We start from the raw sequence: 21,997 nt of genomic DNA, 5'->3' as shown, positions 1-21,997 counted from the left end.
GGCCATTGCCAGGGGCTGGAGGTTCATGAGGGTATACACCAATCCGAATGTGAGGACACTCCCATGAAGAAATTCAATCTTCGCTCAGCGTTGTTGCTTTTGCTGGGGATCATTTTCCTATTCTTTACTGCCTGCGGCCCGGGGGGGAGCGGCGCATCCGATTCCGGCGGAGGCGGCGGCGACGATGGCGGCGGCGGCGGAACCGTCGTCGAAAATCCCACAGTAGCAGGCACCTTTTACGGCGCGACTGGAGCGGATATTACAAACTCCACAGCACTGCTGTTTTCCAACCCTGTGGAAGCGGATGGGAGTGACGGGAGTTTTGAAACGGAAGACTTGAAGGCTGGAGATCACACCATTGTGGTCGCCACCACCAACGACGCCTACGGAACATCCTATAAAAACTTCACGGTCGGCAGCTCCGATATGGAGCTTTTCCTGTTTATGCCCGGCGCCACTTTGCCTTATGTGGAGCATTTGGCTACGGAGGCCTTTACTCTCAATTCCAATACCGTGAACGGAGAGTTTGCCACCCTAACCATGGTCGCCCAAATCAGCGGCGTCTACAGGCTGCTTGGCGCTTCCGGTCTCGCCAACGTGAACAAGGCTGATTTCAGGGTGGAGAATTACGACGTCAACGCGCCTCTGCCGTGCGATCTTCCCAGCGTGGATAGCAGGGAGACCGGGTTGAACGCCACCCTGGGCGTGCAGGCGCCTTACGTGCTCGTCCATGTTTCACCGGCCATGCTGAGAAGTCTCGGCAACCCCGGAACCCTGGCTCTGCCCAACCCGAGCAACTGGACTACCGAAAAGGTTCTGTATTTTGATCCGGAATCGCACACATGGAAAGATACAGGATACACCATCGGCGATTCAGTCGCCGGAAATATGCCCATTACCAAGGGCGGTCTTTACGGCGTTTTTGACGAAAGCGGCGTCAAGCCTGGCACGCTGCGCGTCAATCTCGACGACATCAACGCCTCTTCCGGCGATCTCATCCTGGTCGGCGATCAGGTGATTGAAGTGGGTTCGTTAGATCCCATTACTATTTCCAACGTGCCTCAGCCGGTTGACGGCAATCCCTTGCAGGTCATTGTTCTGGATCCCAACGGAAACACCGCCGATGCAACGACGGTCACGGTGCTTCCTTCCGGAAGTTACAGCTGGATCGATCCCATCACGGGCGCAACCAGCGGCGTGACGCTTAGCGCTTCCGCCTCGTCGGTTGAGGTCGGCGGCAATACCGTCACCCTGACAGTGGAAGTGACGGATGAATACGATAAGCCTGTTGTGGGCGCGACGGTCAATTTCACCACCGACGCCGGAACCCTTAGCGCCGCTTCGGCCGTGACGGACGCCGACGGTGAAGCCCAGGTGACCTTGTCCAGCTCCAACCAGACCGTGCCGACAGTGACTGTCGGCGCCGAGTGCAACGGAGTGGACGCTACGGACATCACCTTGTCCTTTGTTCCAGGCAGCCCTTTCCAACTGGCTTTGTCTTCCGACACGATCACCTTGGACTCCTACGGAACGGACAACGCTGATTTGACCCTGGTTGTCAAGGATCAGTTCGGCAATATCGTTGAAGACGGCGCTACCGTCTACTTTACGGTGCTGGATTCAAGCAACGCAACGGTGACTCCGTCGCCCATTACGTCGGACAGCCTGCAAACCGCCGACGGCGTGGTCGAGGCCACGTTCTCTTCGGCTTTGGATCCTGATGTTTATTCGATTTTGGGAAAATATTCCGAAACCATCGTATCCAACCAGGTGGACATTACGGTAGTCGCCGCTCAGGCGGCCAACATCTCCCTGCAAGCCAGCAAAACCACGTTGACGGCCAGCGGTCTCGACACGTGCCTCATTACAGCCACGGTCACCGACAAGTACGGCAACTTTGTGCCGCAGGGAACCACGGTGAATTTCACGGCTTTTTCCGGAACCTTGTCCAATGGCGGAGTGGGCACAGTCAACTCCAATGGAGAGGCTTCCGTCACTTTGACATCCAGCCTCTATGTTGGGACTGAAAACGTAGAAGCGACCGTAGACAGCATTTCCGAAGACATTGACCTGACCTACATTCCCGGACCTCCTGCGCACATCGCCTTTGAACGCACGTCCATTACTGCGTATCAGGGCAGCGGGGCCGAAATCGCCATAAGATGCTCGGTAACGGACAATTACGGACCGGCGGCCATCGGACACAACCCGGTCGCCGACGGCACGACCATTTATTTCTATGCGCTTGATCCCAACAACGCCTCCATTGGAACGGTGTTGTCCTCTTCCAGCGCAACCACAAACAACGGCATGGCTTCCGTCAACTTCAGCGTACCTTCCGACAATCCGGGAAGCTACACTGTGCAAGCCACCTATCAGAGCGTGGAAGGCGACACTCCGGTGACCATCAACGTTTTGCAGACGGAGCCTGCAAATGTTAACGTCGCCGCGGCCAGCGACTCCATTGTGGCGGACGGGGCGTCCCACACCACGATTACCGCCACGGTTTACGACCAATACGACAATCTTATGGGGGACGGCGTGGCCGTCACGTTTACGACCACCTCCGGAACTCTTGACGCCACTGTAGGAAACGGCGGAACCGCTACCTATAACACCGTCACCAGCGGCGGCATAGCAACGGTTAGACTCTACAGCGCCCAGTTGGTGGGCTCGACCACTGTCCGGGCGGACGTGGGAGGCGTAACGGGCACCGTGGACGTGGACTTTGTGGCGGGAGCGCCGGCAAGCGTCGCCGTATCCCTTTCCACCTCAAATATGGTCGCCGACGGCGAGAGCACAGCAAACGTGACGGCATTGGTGCTGGACGCCAACGCCAACCCGGTGCCTGACACAACGGTGCAGTTTTCCGTGGAAGCCGGCGGCGGAAGAGTAGTCCCCGTTGCCGACACTACGGACGAAAACGGCTACGTAACTGTTACCTATATCGCCTCCAGCACGGGCGGGACTTACCTTATCACCGCCACCTGCGGGCAAGGCATTACAGGCAACAAAACAATGGTCCTGCAAGACCTTGTCATTTCGTCCTTGATTCTCACCGCTTATATCGACGGCACACAAGTCAGTGGTAACGTGCCGGAACTGGTGGCCGACGGAACATCTAATATTTCCTTGTGGGCCGAACTTACGGATAATGCCGGAAATCCCGTAGAAGACGGCACGGTAGTGACCTTTGTCACCACGCAAGGAGATTTGACTTATATAGGAGCCGGGTCCGGCGGCGGCAACTCCGTGACTGCGGAAACCTATAATGGCATTGCCAAGGCCACCCTGACCAGCAGCACCACGGCCGGCACCACGGCATTTATCACGGCTACGTCCTCCTCGCTGGTGGATAGCATGACCGTGGCCTTTGTTCCGGGCGCGCCTTACCGGATCGACGCGTACGCCAATCCTTCGACCATTCCTTCCTACACCTATTATTGCCCCGGCGATACGGCCAGGGTGTACGCCACAGTGTATGACAGGACAAATAACCTTGTGGCTGATGGCACGGAAGTGGTTTTTTCCATCGATAGAGGATGGATTTGGGACGATTATCCGTTATGCCCCGAAGACGACGGCGTGTACACGGTCGTCGCCTCCAAAACCGAAGTGACCGCCAACGGCGTGGCCAAAATCGGCGTGCTTGGAAACAACACCGGCACCATAGAAACCGGCACGGTCAACGTGTGTGTGGACGGCCTGTGTTACGAAGATCCCACCAGGCCGGCGCCCAATAATCGCGGCGTGCAGATTTCCTACGGCTCTACGGGCTCGTCTTCTGGCCTGCCCACACGGATTGTGCTTTCCGTGGATACCGACGCGCTGTTTATTGCGGGTTCGGGCAAGGCGGAAAGCTGCATCATCACAGCCGAGGTTTATGATGAAACCGGAGACCCCATCCAGGACTATTACTCGGCGGGAGACGGTTTGATTTCAGCCACGGAAAGGACTTTCCAGTCTGCTTCCGCATCTTTTATCACTAGCGGATACGACGCCGGCGACTACCTGGTCATCAGTTCGGGCGAGTACGCGGGATCCTACGAGATCGACTCGGTCGACAACGAGCACCAAGTGACGCTGAATACCGGGGCCAATCCCTTTGGCTCAACGGAAACCGGAGTGTCGTTCACGGCCTATATTGTGGATAATATAGAGTTTAAAATCCTGAACGGCCCCAACAACCAGGAAAACATCGACGGAAATGAGGGCGTGGGCGCCACTTCCCTCAAATCCACTTCCAGCGGCATCGCCTACGCCACTTTCAACTCCGGCTATTCTCCCGGCCCGGTGTCCATCCAGGTCACCTGCACCCAGGGCGGACAGTCTGCTGTCGCCACTTACTCCGACATCGTAATCGGCGCCGGCAATCCCGCGGTGGTCAATCTCTACCCCCACAACGAGATCTTCGGAACTTACGGTGAAAACTCCGTCCGCTTGCTGGATGCCGTCGTAACCGATAAGTTCGGCAGCCCGGTTCCGGATGGCACGGCGGTTTACTTCGGACTTCTGGATGAAATCAGAGTCAGCGGAGCAGGCTTTACCGTGTCCGATTCGGGAGCGCGTTCGCAGGTTGTGGTGGCGGAGGATGTGAGCAGCGTCAACGCCGGCGACACCTTCTTTGTTGGAGATGATGACTCCGATTACAACGGCGGATACACCATTTACAGCGTGTCGCCTCCCAACACTCTGATTCTGGACAAGCAAATTGAAGCAGGCGTTTGCGCAGACAATTATCTAATCGGCTACGCCGAGTACGGAAATACCAATGGAAGCCGGGTTACGGGTAATGAAGGCGTTTCCGGCGTTGCCGTTAACACCATCCTGTTCCCGACCTATACGGCCGGCAACAAGATGGTTTACATCTACGCACTGGCTTACGGCGCAGATTCCAGCGGGAACTCCGTTCCTGTATACGACACCTGGTCCGGCTACTACTCGCCCAGCCGCACTTTCGGCAGCGTGCTCGTAAGCGCGGGCAGCACCTCCCTGATTGCCAACGGAACTGCAGAGACGACAATAACCGCTGAGATCTATGATTCCACGGGAGCTGCAGTCGCCGATGGCGTGACCGTCAACTTTACGTCTCAAAGCGGAACATTGTCCGCTGCGACCGCAGATACGGTGAACGGAGAGGCTACGGTTACTTTGACCAGCCCCACAACCGCGGGTGTGGATAGTATCACGGCCTGCGTCCAGGGCGTGTGCGGAGAGTTGGACGTCACCTACAAGGCGGATGAGGTCAGCACCTTGTCCTTGTCCCTGACGCCTTCCAACCTGACGGCCGACGGCGAGTCCACCTCCGTCGTCGAGGTTGTGGCAAGGGACGCCAACTTTAACCTGGTGGAAGGAGTTACGGTCAACTTTACCGCGGATTACGGAACCTTGTCCTCTGGGGCGGCCCAGACCAATTCCCAGGGCTATGCAACGGTGACCTTCACGGCGCCTTCTTCCGTGCCCGCCGGGTCTCAGGCTGTCGTTACCGCCAAGACTTCCAATGGGACGACAGCCACCGGGAATATCGCCCTGGTTGCCGCCTCGGTGGAAACGGTTGAATTAACCTCCGGCGTTTCGGAAATTGTAGCTAACGGGGCGTCTTCCGCCCTGGTTACCGCCACGGTTTTGGATAACAACGAAAACGCCGTGCCGGACGGCACCACCGTGACTTTCACGACCAGCGCCGGCACCTTGAATGACTCCACCTCCACAACGCCTGTGGCCAATCAGACGTCCTATGACGTCACCACGGTGAACGGCGTTGCCAAGGTGCTTCTGTACTCGGCCACCAATTTGGGAACCGCCACGGTGAATGCCGTGGCCGGCGGCATTGGAGACAGCATCAGCATATCCTTTATACCCGGACCTCCCGCAAAGGTGAGCGTTTCGGCCACGCCCAGCAGTCTGACCGCCGACGGCGCAAGTCAAAGCCTTATCAAGGCTACCGTGCTTGACGCCAACGACAACCCGGTGGCTGACGGCGAAACCATAACCTTCTCCGTGACTCAGGACGGCGGCAGCCTGGACAGCCTGACCAGACAAACGGTCGGCGGCATCGCCAGCGTCACCTATACGGCGCCCGCCTCCGTGCCTGGCACACAGGTCAGGGTGTACGCTTCCTCCACCAGCGGAGACTCCGGGAACGTCATTATTGAACTGACCGGCCCGTCCATCGCCAGTGTGAGTCTGGAAGTGGATCCCACCAGCCTGCCGGCTGACGGCTCCAGCACGGCTACGATTTTCGCCACCATCACTTTGTCAGGCGGCGGAGCAGCCCCGGACGGAACAACCGTCAACTTTGAAATCTTCTCAGGAGGAGGCCAGCTATCCGCAACCAGCGCCACCACTTCCGGCGGCATCGCCCAGGTGGAGCTGACAGCCGACAGCAATGCGGGAACCGCGGTCATCAAGGCGGAATGCGGCGGCAGGACGGCAGAAGTGGATGTGGAATACGAACCTGGAAGCGTCAGCGTATCGGTGGAGCAGAACTCCCTGCTCGGCACGGGCGAGGAAACCACGGAGATCCGCGTCCTTTTGGCCAAAGCTGACGGGTCTGTGATCACAGTACCTCAAACCGTTACCTTCACTCTCAGCGATCTGAGCATGGGCCAGTTGTCCCATACCACGGGCAACACCTCTGCACCGGACTTTGATGAGTTCAACTCCTGCGTATTCACCGGCGGAACCAAGGGCGGAACCGTGGAGGTCATCGCCAAGTGGACCACCTCCGGCGTGGAAGTCACCGGGTCGGCAATCATCGATATTCAGCCGCCTCCCGCCTTCCTGCAGTTGGCGAGCGGTTATCCGCTGCCGGCTTCCATTAACATCAAAGGCACCGGCGGCCAGACCACCTCTCAATTGGTGTTCAATGTCCTGGACTCCGTGGGAGACCTGGTGGCTGACGGATATATCATTGACTTCGAAATTGGAGACGGCGCCGGAGGCGGGGAGCAGGTCATTCCCACCACTGCGATGACCTCCAGCGGACAGGTGGGCACCATTCTGCAGAGCGGCTGGGCTTCCGGAACGGTCAACGTGAAAGCAACCTATCACCACGACCGGACCGTGAACATCTCGGCCTCCAAGGTGACCATCACCAATGGACCGCCCGTTGGCGAAGGCTTGAACATGTCTCCCGAATACAACAATATTTCGGGCATCAAGATTACCCAGTTGGAAGACTTGATGCAAGTAACGGCCAACGATAAATACAATAACCGCATTCCCGAAGGCTCGGCGATTTTCTTCGCCACCTACGGCACCGGGGGCATGCTGGCCAGCGGCAGCGCTTTTACCGATAGTGAAGGCAAGGCCAGCGACACGCTGATCTCCACAGCCAGCGCTCCCACTCAGGGATGGGTGTCCGTAACTGCAGAGGCAACCAACGGCGGCAGAACCACCCAGGTTACCTCCATGGCATTCAGCCCCACAAGCCCGGACACCAATATGTACATCGGCACCAACGGGGGCGGCGTTTACAAGTCTAACGACGGAGGCGCCTCCTGGACGAACGTGTCCATACCTAGCGGCATAAGCACCAGGCAAAGAGCGTGGCTCGACCCCTACGTTAACGACGTGTGCGTGGATCCCGATGATGCAAACACCGTGTTTGCAGCCACGGGCTACAACGGAGACGGCGCCTTGTACAGGAGCCTCAGCGGCGGTAACGAATGGAACAGCAACAATTCCGAAGAAGTGTTCGGATGCTTTAACAGGAACTCTGAAGTCACCTCGGTGCTTTGCGACGGCGGCGGCTCGGATTGGGTCTGGGTCGGCACCCAGAGCAACGGCCTCTGGTACACCCTGGACGGCTCTGCGGAACCCAATATCACCTGGGTCCAGGCGGGGCTCTCTTCAGCCCTTAAGTCTTTCTCGGCTGATGACGGCGTCACGGCCAACGGGTCCGATATACTGACCTCCGCGTCCGCCACCTTCCAGACCAATGATTTCGGAGCGGGCGACACGGTCGTCATTTCTACGGGCGACGACGCCGGAACCTACACCGTGGCCAGCGTGGTGAGCGAGACGGAAATCCAGTTGAACACCGCCTTGAACCATGACACCTCCCCGGGGGCTGTCACCACGGGCGGAGCTTCGGTCCAGGGCGGCTCGGCAGTCTTGGTGGACGGCGAAGCGACCTTTGACGCCTCAGGCTTTGAAGCCGGAGACTCCATCACCATCTTTGGCGGCAACGATGCCGGAACATACTCCATTCAGAGTGTGGACAGCGAGACCCAGTTAACCCTGGATGCTGACTTCACCGCTACGGTTGGGGATGTTATGGACGGCAGCGACGGCCAACAGATTTCAGGCCAGGTGGTGTTCACCTCCGCAACCGCCAAGTTTGTTGATGAAGGATTTGCAGCAAACGACAGACTCATCATCACTTCCGGCGACGACATCGGAATGTACATTATTAACACCGTGGTGGACAACAACACGGTTTACCTTGACAAAGCATTTACATCAACCTACGCAGATCCCATCACCGGCAACGACGCCCAGACCGCTGTCGGCTCGGCTACCATATCCTTGCCCAATACGGATCTGTACGACCTCATTGAAGCGGGGTATTACGTCGCTCTCACCAGCGGGAATGATCTCGGGGCGTACACCGTGGTCAGCCTGGCAAGCGCCTCTTCCCTGGTGCTAAACGCGAATATGACCACCGCCGCAAATGACGTGGATTACATGCTGTTCTACGGAAAGGCCAACCCCGATCAGAACAACAACGGCGTGTACCGCAAAAACGGCTCCAATCAGGTTGTTTTCTACTCGGATACGGCAACCTTCCTGACCGACGGCTTCAAAGCCGACGACATCCTGCTCATCGAGTCGGGATCTTACACGGGCGCCTATTCCATTCTGGGCGTGCTGAGTGAAAAGACGCTGTTGCTGCAGGAAAACGTCGCTCCGGTCGTCGTGGAAGAAACGGGCCTTAACTACACGCTGTTCCATAATGAAAACAGTGTGTCTTACAAGGCTTACCACAGGCAGACCGGATACAGCACCGCCTCGGACAACTCTTACTGGTCGAACGTGACCAACGGATTCTCCGTTTACGGATCGGCTGTCATCAACGCCTCCGGTTCAACCTTCGTGACCGACGGATACGAGGTCGGCGACATCGTGACCATCAACTCCGGTTCGGACGCCGGCGTGTACACCATCGTGGATCTCACGGAATCTTCGATTACCCTGGATAGGGAGTTGACTCAGGTTTGCGGCCCTGTTTTCACGGCGGAAGACCTTCAGACCACGGCCGGCTCCCCCATCGTCCGCTCCAGCGAAGCCACCTTTGTAAGCGACGGATTTGAGGCAGGCGACGCCTTTGTTATAGCCACCGGAGCAGATCTTGGAAACTACTCCATAGTAGAGGTCATCGACCAAACCCAGGTTCGCCTGGATGCGAATATGAGCACCACTGCATTGGACGGCAACATAACTTACCGCGTATATCATGCCTGCGATTCGGTGGACTTTAACCTGTATCATGTTGGTTTAACCAGCATCACCTACGTAGCCAACCATCTGTCCACGCTGGTTTCCTTTACCGTTACCAGCAACGACGTAACCGGCACTGACGCAGGACCTCAGGTTCGCGACGGCAAGTGGGTGAGGGACATCATCAAGGTGGACGGAAGCGGCTCCACCGCCGTGATCTACGCGGGAACCCAGACTGGAGTTTATCGCTCTGCGAACGGCGGCCAGACCTGGAACTTCCTGAAAGACTCCTTCGAAGGCTCCACCATCAAGACCCTGGATGGAACCAAGATCGGCAACGATGAAATCATCTACGCCGGCACCGAGGACGCAGGGCTTTGGATCTATGTGTATGACACCGTAGGCGAAACCGGAGTGTGGCATAATTACACCGACGGTTTGGATCGCGCCTTGCTGGTTACGTCGCCTGAAGCGGACGTGGATAACATAGGCAACGGAACCTTGAGCGACATGAGCGTCACGGACGACTCGGTGACTGAGTTCTGGACCTTGACATGCACCACCGCCAATCCGGGCGCCGGGATATTCTCCCTGGTCGGCACGGTAAGCGGCGCGCAGCCTGACGTGGATATCAGTGCAGGCGCTTACACTTGCCCGTATCTGGAACTCACCCTCAATCCGGGCGCCATCGACTTTGAAGTCGGCGACACCTTTACCTTCAACACGGTGCGCGACGACGGCAGCTCGGTCACCGACATAGTGGTGGACATGGACAATGAACTGCTTTACGCAGCAACCATCTACTATGAAGGCTCCGACGTGTACCATGAAGTCGGCAACCTGAAGGTTGTGGACATTGATCCGCTCACGGGCTTGCCTGTCGGCGATTGGAGAGATGCAACCACCGGCCTGGCTCAATTCGATCCGCCGGATGACAAGACTCTGTTCGCCATCCACACCATCGCCCTTTCCAATAGTCCCGGGCCTGGTGGAACGCCGCAGGCGATTTTCGCAGGCGGCCAGGGCATCCATCTGTACAAGGCTGCGGACGGCGTGACCACTACCGGCACAACGGATCTTTCCACCGGCGATGTGTACTGGGGCGCCAGCGAGAACGGCCTGGACAACACCATCATGACCAGAAGGGTGATCCTGTTCTCCGGCGAGGTCGGGTTCCAGGCATACAATGAGGCCTCAGAGACATTGTACGCCATCGGCGGCGCCAGCATAATCACGCCCACGACGACGTCCGATTGGGCGGAAGTCAAGGCCGTCGGAGACTCTTCCAGAACCGTGGAATTCACCTTCTACGTACAGGATATCAACGGCAACCCGCCCATTGTCGGCACGACCGTGATGTTGCGGACCTACAAACTGGAGGAAGGCGACTACAAAGAGATCGACACCATCACCCTGAAGACTTACGGTGACGATTTGATCTCCGGCGGCACCTGGCGGGATCCCACGAATGAAGATACCAACATACCCTTTACCTATACGATCAACTTTGGAGATCCCATAGTGAAGGTGGAATTCATTCTGACCCAGAGCGCCTCGTGCAACACGGAACCTGTGGAGTCGCCAGGGTGTAACGGCGGCAATGAAACCCTCACGTACACTTATCGATAAACCTGCAACCCATCGGTCTCCCGCAAGGGATGCCGATGGTTCCATAGCAAAATGCGGCAGTTAATCGTTTTTCATCCATAGGGAACGGCTTATGAGTATAAACCCCATTAAAATTGGTGTAGTTGTTATCCTGGCTTGCGTCCTCGCGTTCTGCGGACAGGCCTTTTCCCAAGACGAAGGGGAATATATCGGTTGGCGCCAGGGGCTGGAGTATACGGTCCAGGAAGGCGACACCCTGTGGGATATCTCGGAAAAATTCTTCGACACTCCGGCCATGTGGCCGGAAGTATGGAAGCAAAATCCCCATATCAAGAATCCGCATTGGATTGAGCCCGGAACGGTTATCAATATTTATGTGGAAGACGGTATGGCTTACATTCCCAAGGAAGAGCCTCCTCCGCCCGAGCCGGAGCCCGAGCCGGAACCGGTGGTGGAGGAACCGCCTCCCCCTCCGCCGGCTTATTGGTATCCAGCCATAGAAAAGGCCGGCTTCATCAGAAAACCGGAATTGGATTCTTTGGGGGAAATCAGGAAAACCCAGGACGGCAGGGAAATGGCAGGCACAGGCGCCGCCATCTATGTTGCCTTAAGTACGGATGACCAATACGCTGAAGGCGATCGTTTCACCATCTGGCGTCCCTTGGACAAGGTCAAGGATCCCTTCAATGGAAAGTTCCGTAAAGCCGTAATTGGAACGCAGCACTGGATCCTTGGCGAGGCTGTCTGCACCCATATATCCAATGGAACCATGAAAGCGGTCATTGAAAAAACCTACCGCTCAATCATGGTCGGCGATAAATTGATGCCTTATCGCAACCTTCCTTCCAACATAGTCATTCAGCCTGGAGTTCCCGGCATGGAAGGCAGGATTGTGATGGAGGAAAACAATTCGGCGATTTTCGGGGCCGGCGACGTGGTTTTCGTTAATAAAGGAACGGACGACGGCTTAAAAGAAGGCCAGATGTACTCGCTTTATCATGATCAGAATGTCAAATCAGATTTATTTGAGGATGACGGCCTGTTTCAGGAGTCCTTGGGCAAGATAATCGTGCTGATAGCCCAGAGCAACAACTCCACGGTGCTTATCACTGAAAGCAAAGAGGACTTCAATGTCGGAACCGTATTCAGGACCCAAGAGTTGATTGATCGCTAACCGGCGATTACGCCATGATTTTCAAAAGCCCTTTCCCGACCCTGGAAAGGGCTTTTTTAATCTTATCTGCAACATGTCAATTAGACTGCCATGAAAACCAACCTGACCATCCTTCTATATAGCCTGATTTTGATCACGGCTGCGTTATCCCCTGTTTCGGCCTGCGGCGATGATATGGCCGCAGCCATCCAAAATGGGGATTTACAAGGAGTTCTCCGGCTTCTTGAAAACGGATGCAATATAGAATCTTCGAACGAGGCGGGAGATTCGCCCTTGCTCCAGGCCTGTTTGGCGGATCAGGAGGAAATCGCCCTTGCGCTCATTGACCAAGGCGCAAACGTCAATGTGCAGCCCCCAAGGCATGGTTTAACGCCGCTGATGGTCGCCTCCGTCAAAGGCATGGAGCAGGCTGCGCAATCCCTGGTTTCTTCCGGCGCGGCTGTTAACGCCCAAGGGCTTAGGGGCCAGACGCCCTTGTATTTCAGCATTTTTTCCAAAGACCCCAGGATCGTACAGTTGCTGCTGGAGGCTGGCGCAGATCCGAACCTGAACGACGAGCTTAATCAGGCGCCGCTGTTTTTCGCCGCCAACGCCGGCCGGTTGGAAATGGTGAAAATGCTGCTGGAGTATGGAGCGGACGTCGACAATAGGGGAGGGGGCTTGGGGCAGGACGCCTTAATGGCGGCCTCGATACAAGGGAATTATGAAATCGCCAAGCTGCTGCTGGAAAAGGACGCAAAATTTCACATCCCGGATAAACAAGGCATGACCGCCCTCAAGTTTGCCAGCCAGTTGGGCCATACCGATATCGTCAACCTGTTTCTCGCACGCTACGCCCACCCTTTGCTGCCGCCCTTTGTTGACTCCATGAAGGAAAAGCAAAGCGCCGTGGAGGAGCGGAAGGCCAAACAAGAATAAGGTCGTTTTCCGGATTAGGTGAATTTTTTTCTGGAGGCGTCATATTCCCTGGCGAAGCGTTCCAAATAACCGTGATCTGCAAAGGAGTAGTACTCTCCCTGTTTTCCTATGATCAAATGCTCCAGCAGGTGAATCTCCACGGAACGGAACGCCGTGAACAGAGTGTAGGTCAGTTGGATGTCGTTTTTGGAAGGCTTTGTATCGCCTGATGGGTGGTTATGGGCCAGCAACACGGCGGAGGCGCCGGTTTTTAAGGCTTTGTCTATGAGCTCCCTGGTGTAAACATGGCTTGCATTCAGGCTGCCTTCAAAAGGGGTTTCCATGTCCAGAATGCGGTTTCGGACGTCCAGGTACACAATGAAAAAACATTCGTTTTTTTTGTTTTCGAACTGAAAGTTGAGCAGGTTGTATAGGTCTTCCGATGAGCTGACCGCCTCTTGCAAGGAGGCCAGAACGGCTTCGGACTCCAGGTGTTTTTTGGCGACCGCACGCATGAGGAGAATGCCGAGGATATTGGCAGGGCCGAGGCCTTTGACTTTTTGCAGCTCGTCTTTGTCTGCGGCCAGGACGGCTTTTAGGGACCCAAAATGGTTAACGGCTGCTTTTGCCTGCTGCTTGCAGTCCTTCCTGGGGGTCGCCAGGGTCAAAAGCAGTTCAACCACCTCGTAATCCAAAAAGCCGTCCAGCCCGTTTTGTAAAAAGCGTTCCCTCAGCCTGCCTCGATGCCCCTCTCCGGGGTTGGCCGCGCGCAGTTTGGGGACTGCTTCGTTTAGCGTTTCAGGTGCAGATCCCTCTTGTTCCCATTTAGCCATACTGGTCGTCGTGTTCGTCGCGCAGCTTTCGGGTCATGAGATTAAACAGGGCTTTGGCCGGGTCTTCGTCTTCGTACAATACCTTATAGGTTTGCTCCACAATGGGCATTTCCACGTCCAACTCAATCGCCAGATTGTAGACGGACTTGGAGGAGCGCACCCCTTCAGCCACCATCCGCATTTTGGAGAGGATTTCCTCCCTTTTCATGCCCTGGCCGATTTTCTTTCCAAAGGTGTAATTGCGCGAGAGATCCGCAGTGCAGGTAAGAACAAGGTCTCCCACGCCGGCGAGGCCGCTGAAGGTTTTTTGCTTGGCGCCCATGGCGCGGCCCAGCCTGCGCATTTCATTCAACCCTCGGGTGATGAGCGCAGCGCGGGTGTTGGCGCCGAATCCCAGGCCTTCGCAAATGCCCGAGGCAATGGCCATGACGTTTTTCACCGCTCCGCCCACTTCCACGCCTAGCAGGTCCGTATTGGTGTATACCCGAAAATAAGGCGTTGCGAAGGCCTCTTGGACCGTCATCGCCGCGTCCGGGTCCGAGGCGGCCACCGTAACCACCGTGGGCATGCCCTTAGCCACTTCCTTGGCGAAGCTGGGTCCGGAAATAACGCATATATTCTCCCGGGGAACATGAGTCAGGGTTTCCCGCAGGATGCCGGACATGGTCAGGCGGGTGCCGATTTCAATGCCCTTGGTGGCGGAAACCACCAGGGTTTCCGGCTTGATGAAGGGCTTCATTTTCAGGGCGGTTTCCCTCAGCCATTCCGAGGGAACCACGCTGACGATCATGTCCTTGTCTTTCAGGGCCTCTTCCAGATCCAGGGTGGGAGTGATGTTTTCGGACAATTTGATGTCCGGCAAAAACACCTTGTTTTCCCGCTCCTTGGCTATGGACTCGGCGACTTCTTCCTCCAGAACCCACAAAGAGGTCTTATAGCCCTTGGAGGCCAATAACTGGGCCAGGGCCGTGCCCCAGCTTCCTCCGCCAACAACAGCAACCTGCAACTCGTCTATGCTTTTGTTGAGAGTATATGCCATGCGATTGTTATTTCTCCTCGTCTTTTTCAGCCAGCCGCTGGGCGCCGATCAACCTTTCTCCCGGCTCCATGCCCATGAGGCGCACGCCCATGGTGTTTCTGCTGATCACCGAGATGTCCGCCATGGGCATGCGAATGATTTTGCCCGCGTTGGTCATGAGCATCAGGTCATCGTCGTTGGAGACGACCAGGATGGAAACCACGTGTCCGTTCCTCTCGTGGGTGCGGATGGTGATCACGCCCTTGCCGCCGCGTTTCTGCAGCGGGTATTCGTCCAGGGACGTGCGCTTTCCGAATCCGTTTTCCGTGCACGAGAACAGGGTTTTGCCGTGGGTCAGCACTTCCATGCCCACAAGGTGGTCTCCGGCGGCGAGGGTCATGCCCTTGACTCCCCGGGAAACACGGCCCATGGCCCGCACGTCCGATTCGTGGAAACGGATGGACTTGCCGAAGGCGGAGCCCAAAAACACGTTTTGGGTGCCGTCGCTTATGCGGGCTGCGATGAGCTGGTCTCCTTCGCCGAGGCTCAGGGCGATGATTCCGTTGGACCTGGGATTGCTGTACGCCAGAAGATCGGTTTTTTTGATGATGCCGTCTTTGGTGGCCATGATAATGTTGTATCCCGGCTCGAACTCTTTCACATCCAGCACGGTGGTCAACTGCTCGTCAGGAGCCAGGTTGAGCAGGTTGGATATGAACTTGCCCTTGGCGGCCCTGCCGGCCTGGGGAATTTCGTAGACCTTTCTCCAGTACACCCGGCCCAGGTTGGTGAAAAAGAGCAGGGTGTTGTGGGTGGAAGCCACGAAAAGACGAGAGACGAAATCTTCTTCCCCCGTGCCCATACCGATCTTGCCTTTGCCGCCGCGGCGCTGGCTGTGATACAGGGTCAGGGGATTGCGCTTGATGTAGCCGCGATGGGAAATGGTCACCACCATGTCTTCTTCCACGATCATGTCTTCGATGGTAATTTCCCCTTCGTCGTCCACGATTTCCGTGCGCCGTTCGTCCGCATATTCGGCTCTGACTTCCAGCAATTCGTCTCGAACGATCTCCAGCACCAGTTGGTCGCTTGCCAGGATTTCCTTGTACCGGGCGATGGCTTTGATCAATTCCCGATACTCTTCCTCCACCTTTTCGATTTCCAGGCCGGTGAGCTTTTGCAGGCGCATGTCCAGAATGGCCTGGGCCTGAATCTGGGTAAGGTCAAATCTGGCCATGAGGCCTTCCCGGGCTTCCAAAGGCGTGCTGCTTGCCCGGATGAGCTTCACCACCTCGTCCAGATTATCGATGGCTATCTTGTAGCCTTCCAAAATATGTGCACGGGCTTCGGCTTTGGCAAGCTCATATTTGGTCCGGCGGATCACCACCACCTTCCGGTGGGCGATGAAGTACTGGAGCGTTTCCTTGAGATTGAGCAGCTCGGGCTTGTTATTGACGATGGAAAGCAGGATGATGCCGAAGGAGTTTTCCAACTGGGTGTGTTTATAGAGCTTGTTGATGATGATGGAAGCCATCTCATCCTTTTTCAAGCCCATGGCTATGCGCATGCCGTCCCGGTCGGATTCGTCCCGCACAAAGGCCAGGCCTTCTATCACCTTGTCCTTCATGAGCTGGGCGATTTTTTCTATCACCCTGGCTTTGTTCACCTGGTAGGGCAGCTCCGTCACCACAAGGGTTTCCTTGCCGGTGCGGTTGTCCTTTTCCACCATGATGCGGGCGCGGATCTTGATGATGCCCCGGCCCGTTGAATAGGCGCTGTGAATGCCGGCCCTGCCGTAAATAATGCCGCCCGTGGGAAAGTCCGGCCCGGGAACATATTGGAGCATCTCCTCAGGCGTCAGCTTGGGATTTTCTATGAGCGCGCACAGGGCGTCCGTGATTTCCCCCAGGTTGTGGGGAGGAATATTGGTGGCCATGCCAACCGCGATGCCGGCGGAACCGTTCACCAACAGGTTGGGAATCCGCGTGGGCAGGACCGTGGGCTCTTGTATGGTTTCATCGTAGTTGGGGATGAAATCCACAGTTTCCTTGTCCAGATCCTCCAAAATGGCGTGGGCCATCTTTTGCATCCGGACTTCCGTATAACGCATGGCGGCCGGCGGGTCGCCGTCGATGGACCCGAAGTTGCCCTGGCCGTCAACCAGGGGATAGCGCAGGGAAAAATCCTGGGCCATACGCACCATGGTATCGTATATCGCCGCATCGCCGTGGGGGTGATACTTACCCATGACGTCGCCGACGACGCGGGCGGATTTCTTATACGGCTTGTTATAATCGTTTTTCTGTTCATGCATGGTGAAAAGCACACGCCGATGAACCGGTTTTAGGCCGTCCCGCACGTCCGGCAGGGCGCGGCCTATAATCACGCTCATGGCGTAATCGAGATACGATTTTTTCATCTCGCTCTCGATGCTTATTTCGAGCATGTTTTCTCCCAAATCCATGGTTACTCCTGTCAGTGGAAAGATTGTCTCGACAAGAGAGGCCGGAAGGATTTTCCGGCCCCTTTTTTAGACCTGATTCCTGTACGAGGAAATATATACTTTTAGTCGACAAATCCACGATAGTCAAGGCTTTTAAGGGATTTTCGCCATGAAAGAACTGCTTGATAACGGCCGGTATTTTTTAGGTTTTCAACAGGTTTGCCAAGGGCGCCTTTTATAGGGTTTTTGCGTCCGATTTCCGGATGGATCGATTGCAAATATGGAGGGCCTCCGGAGGTCAGGGCCGGGCCTGGATATTTGGTTGGGCAGGTCCGGCCAATAGCCTAGCGGCAAGCCCCCGGCGCCTGTCCGTTCTTTGGGCGCCCTAGGCAGAGCAGTACCCTGCCGGAGTTGCGGCGCAACAAAAGGCGCGGTCCAAAAAATACGTTGGAAGCCCGGAATGTCTGGCGGGCGCATGGGGACGGGGAAAACTTTTGGTTGGTTTTCTATAATGCCGTCTTCGGCCTAATTCATTAGTTTTAAACGTCCCACGAGGCCGCACCTTTTGTCCTTATGGACCCAGGCAAAAACTGCCTTGCCTGGGCCACCTTAGCATGGTGCGCATAAATTGGAATGTAGTGACAGGCCCCCGGCGCCTGTCCCTAAACGCGCTATGCGCGTTTAAAGGGCGCCCACACGGGGGCGCCGCTGCAATGTGAGAGCAAGCCGGATAGGTTGAATTTGAACATAGTGACAGGACTCGCCCTGTGCATTTCTTTGGGGGGGCTCAGGCTCCAAACCGTTGGCGCATGCTATTTTCGGCATTGCATGCCGCGTCGGGTTTTATGCAAATGGTATTTTCGCGGGCTTTAGGCTTCCACAATGGCTTTGTAGCTGGCGCGGTAGATGTCGGCCAGGGTGAGGAAGAAGGTGACGATGAGGGGGCCGTAGATGACGCCCAGGATGCCGAAGATTTTCAGGCCGCCCATGATGGCCAAAAAGACCAGCAAGGGATGCATCTGGACCCGGTCTCCCACAAGTTTGGGCTTGATCACGTATTCCACGGAAAAGGACAGAATCGAATAGAAGATGATAAAGAACATGCCCGTGGCGATTTTGCCCTGGATGAACATGACGATCGCCGCGGGCAGGAAGACCACGCCGATGCCCACAATGGGCAAAAAGGCCAGGATGCCCATGACCACGCCCCATAAAAACGGGGAGGGCAGGCCGAACAGGGCGAAAACCGCGCCGCCCAATATCCCTTGGGCCAAGCCGCACACGCCGTTGCCCAGAATGACGGCGCCGGACATATCCTTGAATTTGGCCACCAGCTTCTCATCCTGATCCTGGGGAAGGGGGGACATGTCCACCAAATAGTCCACCAGCTTACCGCCGTCTATCAATATAAAGAATATTATCAGTACCATAAAGAGGAAGTTAAGCACAAAGCTGAGAACATTGGATACGACGGCTTTGCCGGAGTCCAGGAGAAACCCGCCCACAAACTGGCCCACCTGGGAGGCGGCTTGCGTGATTTCCGCGCCGGTAATCTCAATCCCGTAATCGTCAATATACTGGTTGATGGTCTCAAGCAGGGTGCTGTTGTTGATGATGGTCCTGATTTGGTCCGGCAGGGCTGCTTTGTTGACCATGTCGAGAAACCCCACGGCTTCGGATACGACGATGCCCGCAAAAAGCAGGGTGGGGATGAACAATACCAGAAATATGATAACGCAGGTGAGGCTGGAGGCTGCGCCCGGCTTCATTTTTTTGAGTAAAAGACGGTAAACCGGGGCGAATACGCCGGTGACCACGAAGGCCAGCACCAGGATGGAGAAAAAGGGCCTGAGCAGCCACCCCATGAATCCTATGGAAATGATGTACAGGGCCAGGAAAAAAATGAGAATCATCTGGTGGCTTTTCCGGTCCTGTTCCATGGCCCTAATCCTTTGGCTTGCCCAATCCTATATCCGGGCGGGTTATGCTGTCGTGGTAGGCGGTTCCCAGTATCACGCCAATGGTGATGAGCACCGCTCCCGCAAGGCTTGCGGGGATGGCGTACAAGCCTATATGCGGTTTTAACAGGGCGTAGCCCGGCAAAAAGAGCATGAGGCACACCGTACACTGCCAGGGCTCCAGGTAGGCGGAGATTTTTTTACCGACCATCTTTGCCCAGATTCTCCGCATCCCCATTTTTTGGGCTGTGGCCAGGGCGAAGGAGGCGTCCCGGTTGCTCATGAGCGGGTAGTAATTCCGGGGCTCCCGGCCCGCCCGGTGCTTTTGGGTTTTCACCTCGTTGCCGAACCGGTCCCAAATGGTGGTGACTCCGGTTTGACGGCCCATGTCCCAATGGCTGAGCATGGCTTTTTGACCGTTGTCGAACCAGTCGTTCCACTCGCCGTGCATCCAGCCGTCTTTAAAGGCGCCTTGGGTGGCGACTTGTCCGTTGGGCCACCATTTGATCCAAAGGCCGACCTGCACGCCGTCCTTGTACTCGCCTTCCATCTGCTTGGCGCCCGAGCGGTACCAGAAGGTCCACATGCCCTGGCGCAGGCCGTCCTCAATACGCCCTTTGGCGTACTCCCGGCCCGTCTCCCAAATGCGGAAGGACAGGGGCCAACGGATAATTTTTTCGTAAGAATTCATCATAATCGTTTGGAATCAGTTAGAAAGCAGGCGCTAACGGAAAAATAGCCTTTACAGCCGCCGGAAGTTTTCCTTTAGGCCCAATATAAAGGGCAGCAAACCGGCTTCAGGCCATATATGCCGCCCTCAATAAATATTCGAACGGATTCCCGGAAAAAGAATTAAAAAATCAGTGTTCCAGATCCGGCGCTTTGGATGCGATGGTCAATGAAATAGCATACAAGGCGATTTCGTAAGGAACCACCAGGTTGTAGGAATGGCCGGTTGCCCACCAGATCAGGCCGCCGCCGATGATCGCCGGAACGCCGGTGAAAATAAGAATGCCGAGAGCCCTGGGCCTGGTCACGCGTTCAAAGAAACTCTTTTTCATGCTCTTTCTCCTGAGTGTCAAAAGATTCAAGGCCCGGGGCGGGGAGCGCCCCGGGATTGTTTTTAACAACTATTTTTCAATAATCATGGCCATGCCCATGCCGCCGCCGATGCACATGGTGATGAGGCCCGTGTTGTAGCCCTGGCGCTTCATGTGATGAATGGCGGTGACCATCTGGCGGGCGCCTGTGCAGCCGATGGGGTGGCCCAGAGAAATGCCGCTGCCCAGTTCGTTGGGCTTTTCCGTGTCGATGCCTAGTTCGCGCAGGCAGGCGATGGCCTGGGAGGCGAAGGCTTCGTTCACTTCCAGCATCTGCAAATCGTCGATGCTCATGCCTGTGGCTTTCAGCACCTTGCGGACCGCCGGGATGGGGCCGAGGCCCATGTAGGCGGGGTCCATGCCGGCGGAGGCGAAGGCCTTGATTTTCGCCAGGGGCTCCAGGCCCAGCTCCTGAGCCTTTTCCGCGCTCATGAGAAGCACGGAGGCGGCGCCGTCGTTGATGCCGGAGGCGTTGCCGGCCGTGACCGTCCCGTCTTTGGTGAACGCGGGACGCAGCTTGGCCATTTTCTCCATGCTGGTGTCCATGGGGCGTTCGTCGGTGTCCACAACCACTTCCTGTTTGCGCTGCATATAGGTGACGGGCACGATTTCGTCTTTGAACAGGCCGTCGGTGATGGCTTTTCTGGCGCGATTATGGGAAAGCACGCCCAGGGCGTCCTGTTCTTCGCGGGTGATGCCGTATTTTGAGGCGATGTTTTCTGCGGTGACGCCCATGTGGTAGCCGTAAAAGATTTCGTACAGGCCGTCCAGGACCATGAGGTCGTCGATTTCGCCTTTGCCGGAGATGGCCATGCGGTAACCCCAACGGGCGGAGGGCAGGGACATGGGCACGTTGCTCATGCTTTCCTGGCCGCCGGCCAGGATGACGTCGGCCTGGCCGGTCATGATGGAAGCCGCGCCCAGGGCGATGGCCTTGAGGCCGGAAGCGCAGACCTTGTTGATGGTGAAAGCAGGGGTTTCCTTGCAGATGCCCGCCTGGACCATGGCCTGGCGAGCCGGGTTCTGGCCTTGTCCCGCGATGAGCACGTTGCCCATGATGACTTCGTCAATGGTGACGGGCTGGGCGGAGTCGTCCCAATCCATGCCTTTTTCTTCCAGTTCGATGACGCCCTGGTCTTTGAGGGCGTCCGGGGCTGCGGAAAGCATGTCTTCGCTGGGGACCGGCCTGAGGTTGACCTTTTTGAGGGTTTCTTTCATGACCGTGCTTCCCAGTTGAATAACGGGGACGCTTTTCAATACGCCGCCAAAAGATCCGATGGCGGTCCGTGCGCCGCTGACGATTACCGCTTCTTTCATGTTGACAACCTCCTGGAACCAGCTCGAAAGCCTGGAGCATGGCTGATTATTACAAAATTTTTAGAAATTAAACCAAACCTTCACGCCCGGGAACAACGACCGAAAATCCGCCGGTCAATTCGGGCGGCTTATTAAATGTTAACGTTTGCCATATTTCAGGGCCAATGGCAAGTTAGAATTTCCGGGAGTTAAGGCAATAATGGGC

General features: G+C 56.3%; 10 protein-coding genes. 3 read left to right on the top strand and 7 right to left on the bottom strand.

Going from position 1 to position 21,997, the window contains the following annotated elements; translation table 11 throughout:
* The first annotated feature begins 63 nt into the window (after window positions 1-63).
* From BUE18_RS19115 to BUE18_RS19105, 3 genes are all read left to right on the top strand, one after another.
* Complete coding sequence (locus BUE18_RS19115) at window positions 64-11,073, top strand: Ig-like domain-containing protein (protein ID WP_073477783.1); 11,010 nt, start codon at window positions 64-66, stop codon at window positions 11,071-11,073.
* A 91-nt stretch (window positions 11,074-11,164) separates the two neighbouring features.
* Entirely contained in the window at window positions 11,165-12,226 is a 1,062-nt protein-coding gene (locus BUE18_RS19110; RefSeq protein WP_073477782.1) for a LysM peptidoglycan-binding domain-containing protein, read from the top strand.
* 90 nt (window positions 12,227-12,316) lie between these two features.
* Window positions 12,317-13,144, top strand: a complete 828-nt coding sequence (locus BUE18_RS19105) for an ankyrin repeat domain-containing protein (protein ID WP_073477781.1) — start codon at window positions 12,317-12,319, stop codon at window positions 13,142-13,144.
* A 14-nt stretch (window positions 13,145-13,158) separates the two neighbouring features.
* On the opposite strand, the gene radC is transcribed toward BUE18_RS19105, so the two are convergent.
* From radC to BUE18_RS19070, 7 genes are all read right to left on the bottom strand, one after another.
* Window positions 13,159-13,956, bottom strand: coding sequence for a RadC family protein (gene radC, locus BUE18_RS19100; RefSeq protein ID WP_083611148.1), 798 nt, complete (start codon window positions 13,954-13,956; stop codon window positions 13,159-13,161).
* Window positions 13,949-14,995, bottom strand: coding sequence for an NAD(P)H-dependent glycerol-3-phosphate dehydrogenase (locus BUE18_RS19095; RefSeq protein ID WP_073477780.1), 1,047 nt, complete (start codon window positions 14,993-14,995; stop codon window positions 13,949-13,951). The genes radC and BUE18_RS19095 overlap by 8 nt, the downstream gene beginning before the upstream one ends.
* Before the next feature lie 7 nt (window positions 14,996-15,002).
* Window positions 15,003-17,438, bottom strand: coding sequence for a DNA gyrase subunit A (gene gyrA, locus BUE18_RS19090; RefSeq protein WP_073477779.1), 2,436 nt, complete (start codon window positions 17,436-17,438; stop codon window positions 15,003-15,005).
* A gap of 848 nt (window positions 17,439-18,286) precedes the next feature.
* Window positions 18,287-19,357, bottom strand: a complete 1,071-nt coding sequence (locus BUE18_RS19085) for an AI-2E family transporter (RefSeq protein ID WP_073477778.1) — start codon at window positions 19,355-19,357, stop codon at window positions 18,287-18,289.
* A 4-nt stretch (window positions 19,358-19,361) separates the two neighbouring features.
* Complete coding sequence (locus BUE18_RS19080) at window positions 19,362-20,069, bottom strand: toxin-antitoxin system YwqK family antitoxin (RefSeq protein ID WP_073477777.1); 708 nt, start codon at window positions 20,067-20,069, stop codon at window positions 19,362-19,364.
* A gap of 166 nt (window positions 20,070-20,235) precedes the next feature.
* Window positions 20,236-20,436, bottom strand: a complete 201-nt coding sequence (locus BUE18_RS19075; RefSeq protein ID WP_073477776.1) for a hypothetical protein — start codon at window positions 20,434-20,436, stop codon at window positions 20,236-20,238.
* 69 nt (window positions 20,437-20,505) lie between these two features.
* Window positions 20,506-21,792, bottom strand: a complete 1,287-nt coding sequence (locus BUE18_RS19070) for a thiolase family protein (RefSeq protein WP_073477775.1) — start codon at window positions 21,790-21,792, stop codon at window positions 20,506-20,508.
* Window positions 21,793-21,997 lie beyond the last annotated feature (205 nt).

Origin of the sequence: Desulfatibacillum alkenivorans DSM 16219 (assembly GCF_900142135.1) — a bacterium.
Taxonomy (GTDB): Bacteria; Desulfobacterota; Desulfobacteria; order Desulfobacterales; family Desulfatibacillaceae; genus Desulfatibacillum; species Desulfatibacillum alkenivorans.
The sequence above is the reverse complement of the archived record's forward strand: the minus strand, read 5'-3'. Positions and strand labels throughout refer to the sequence as shown.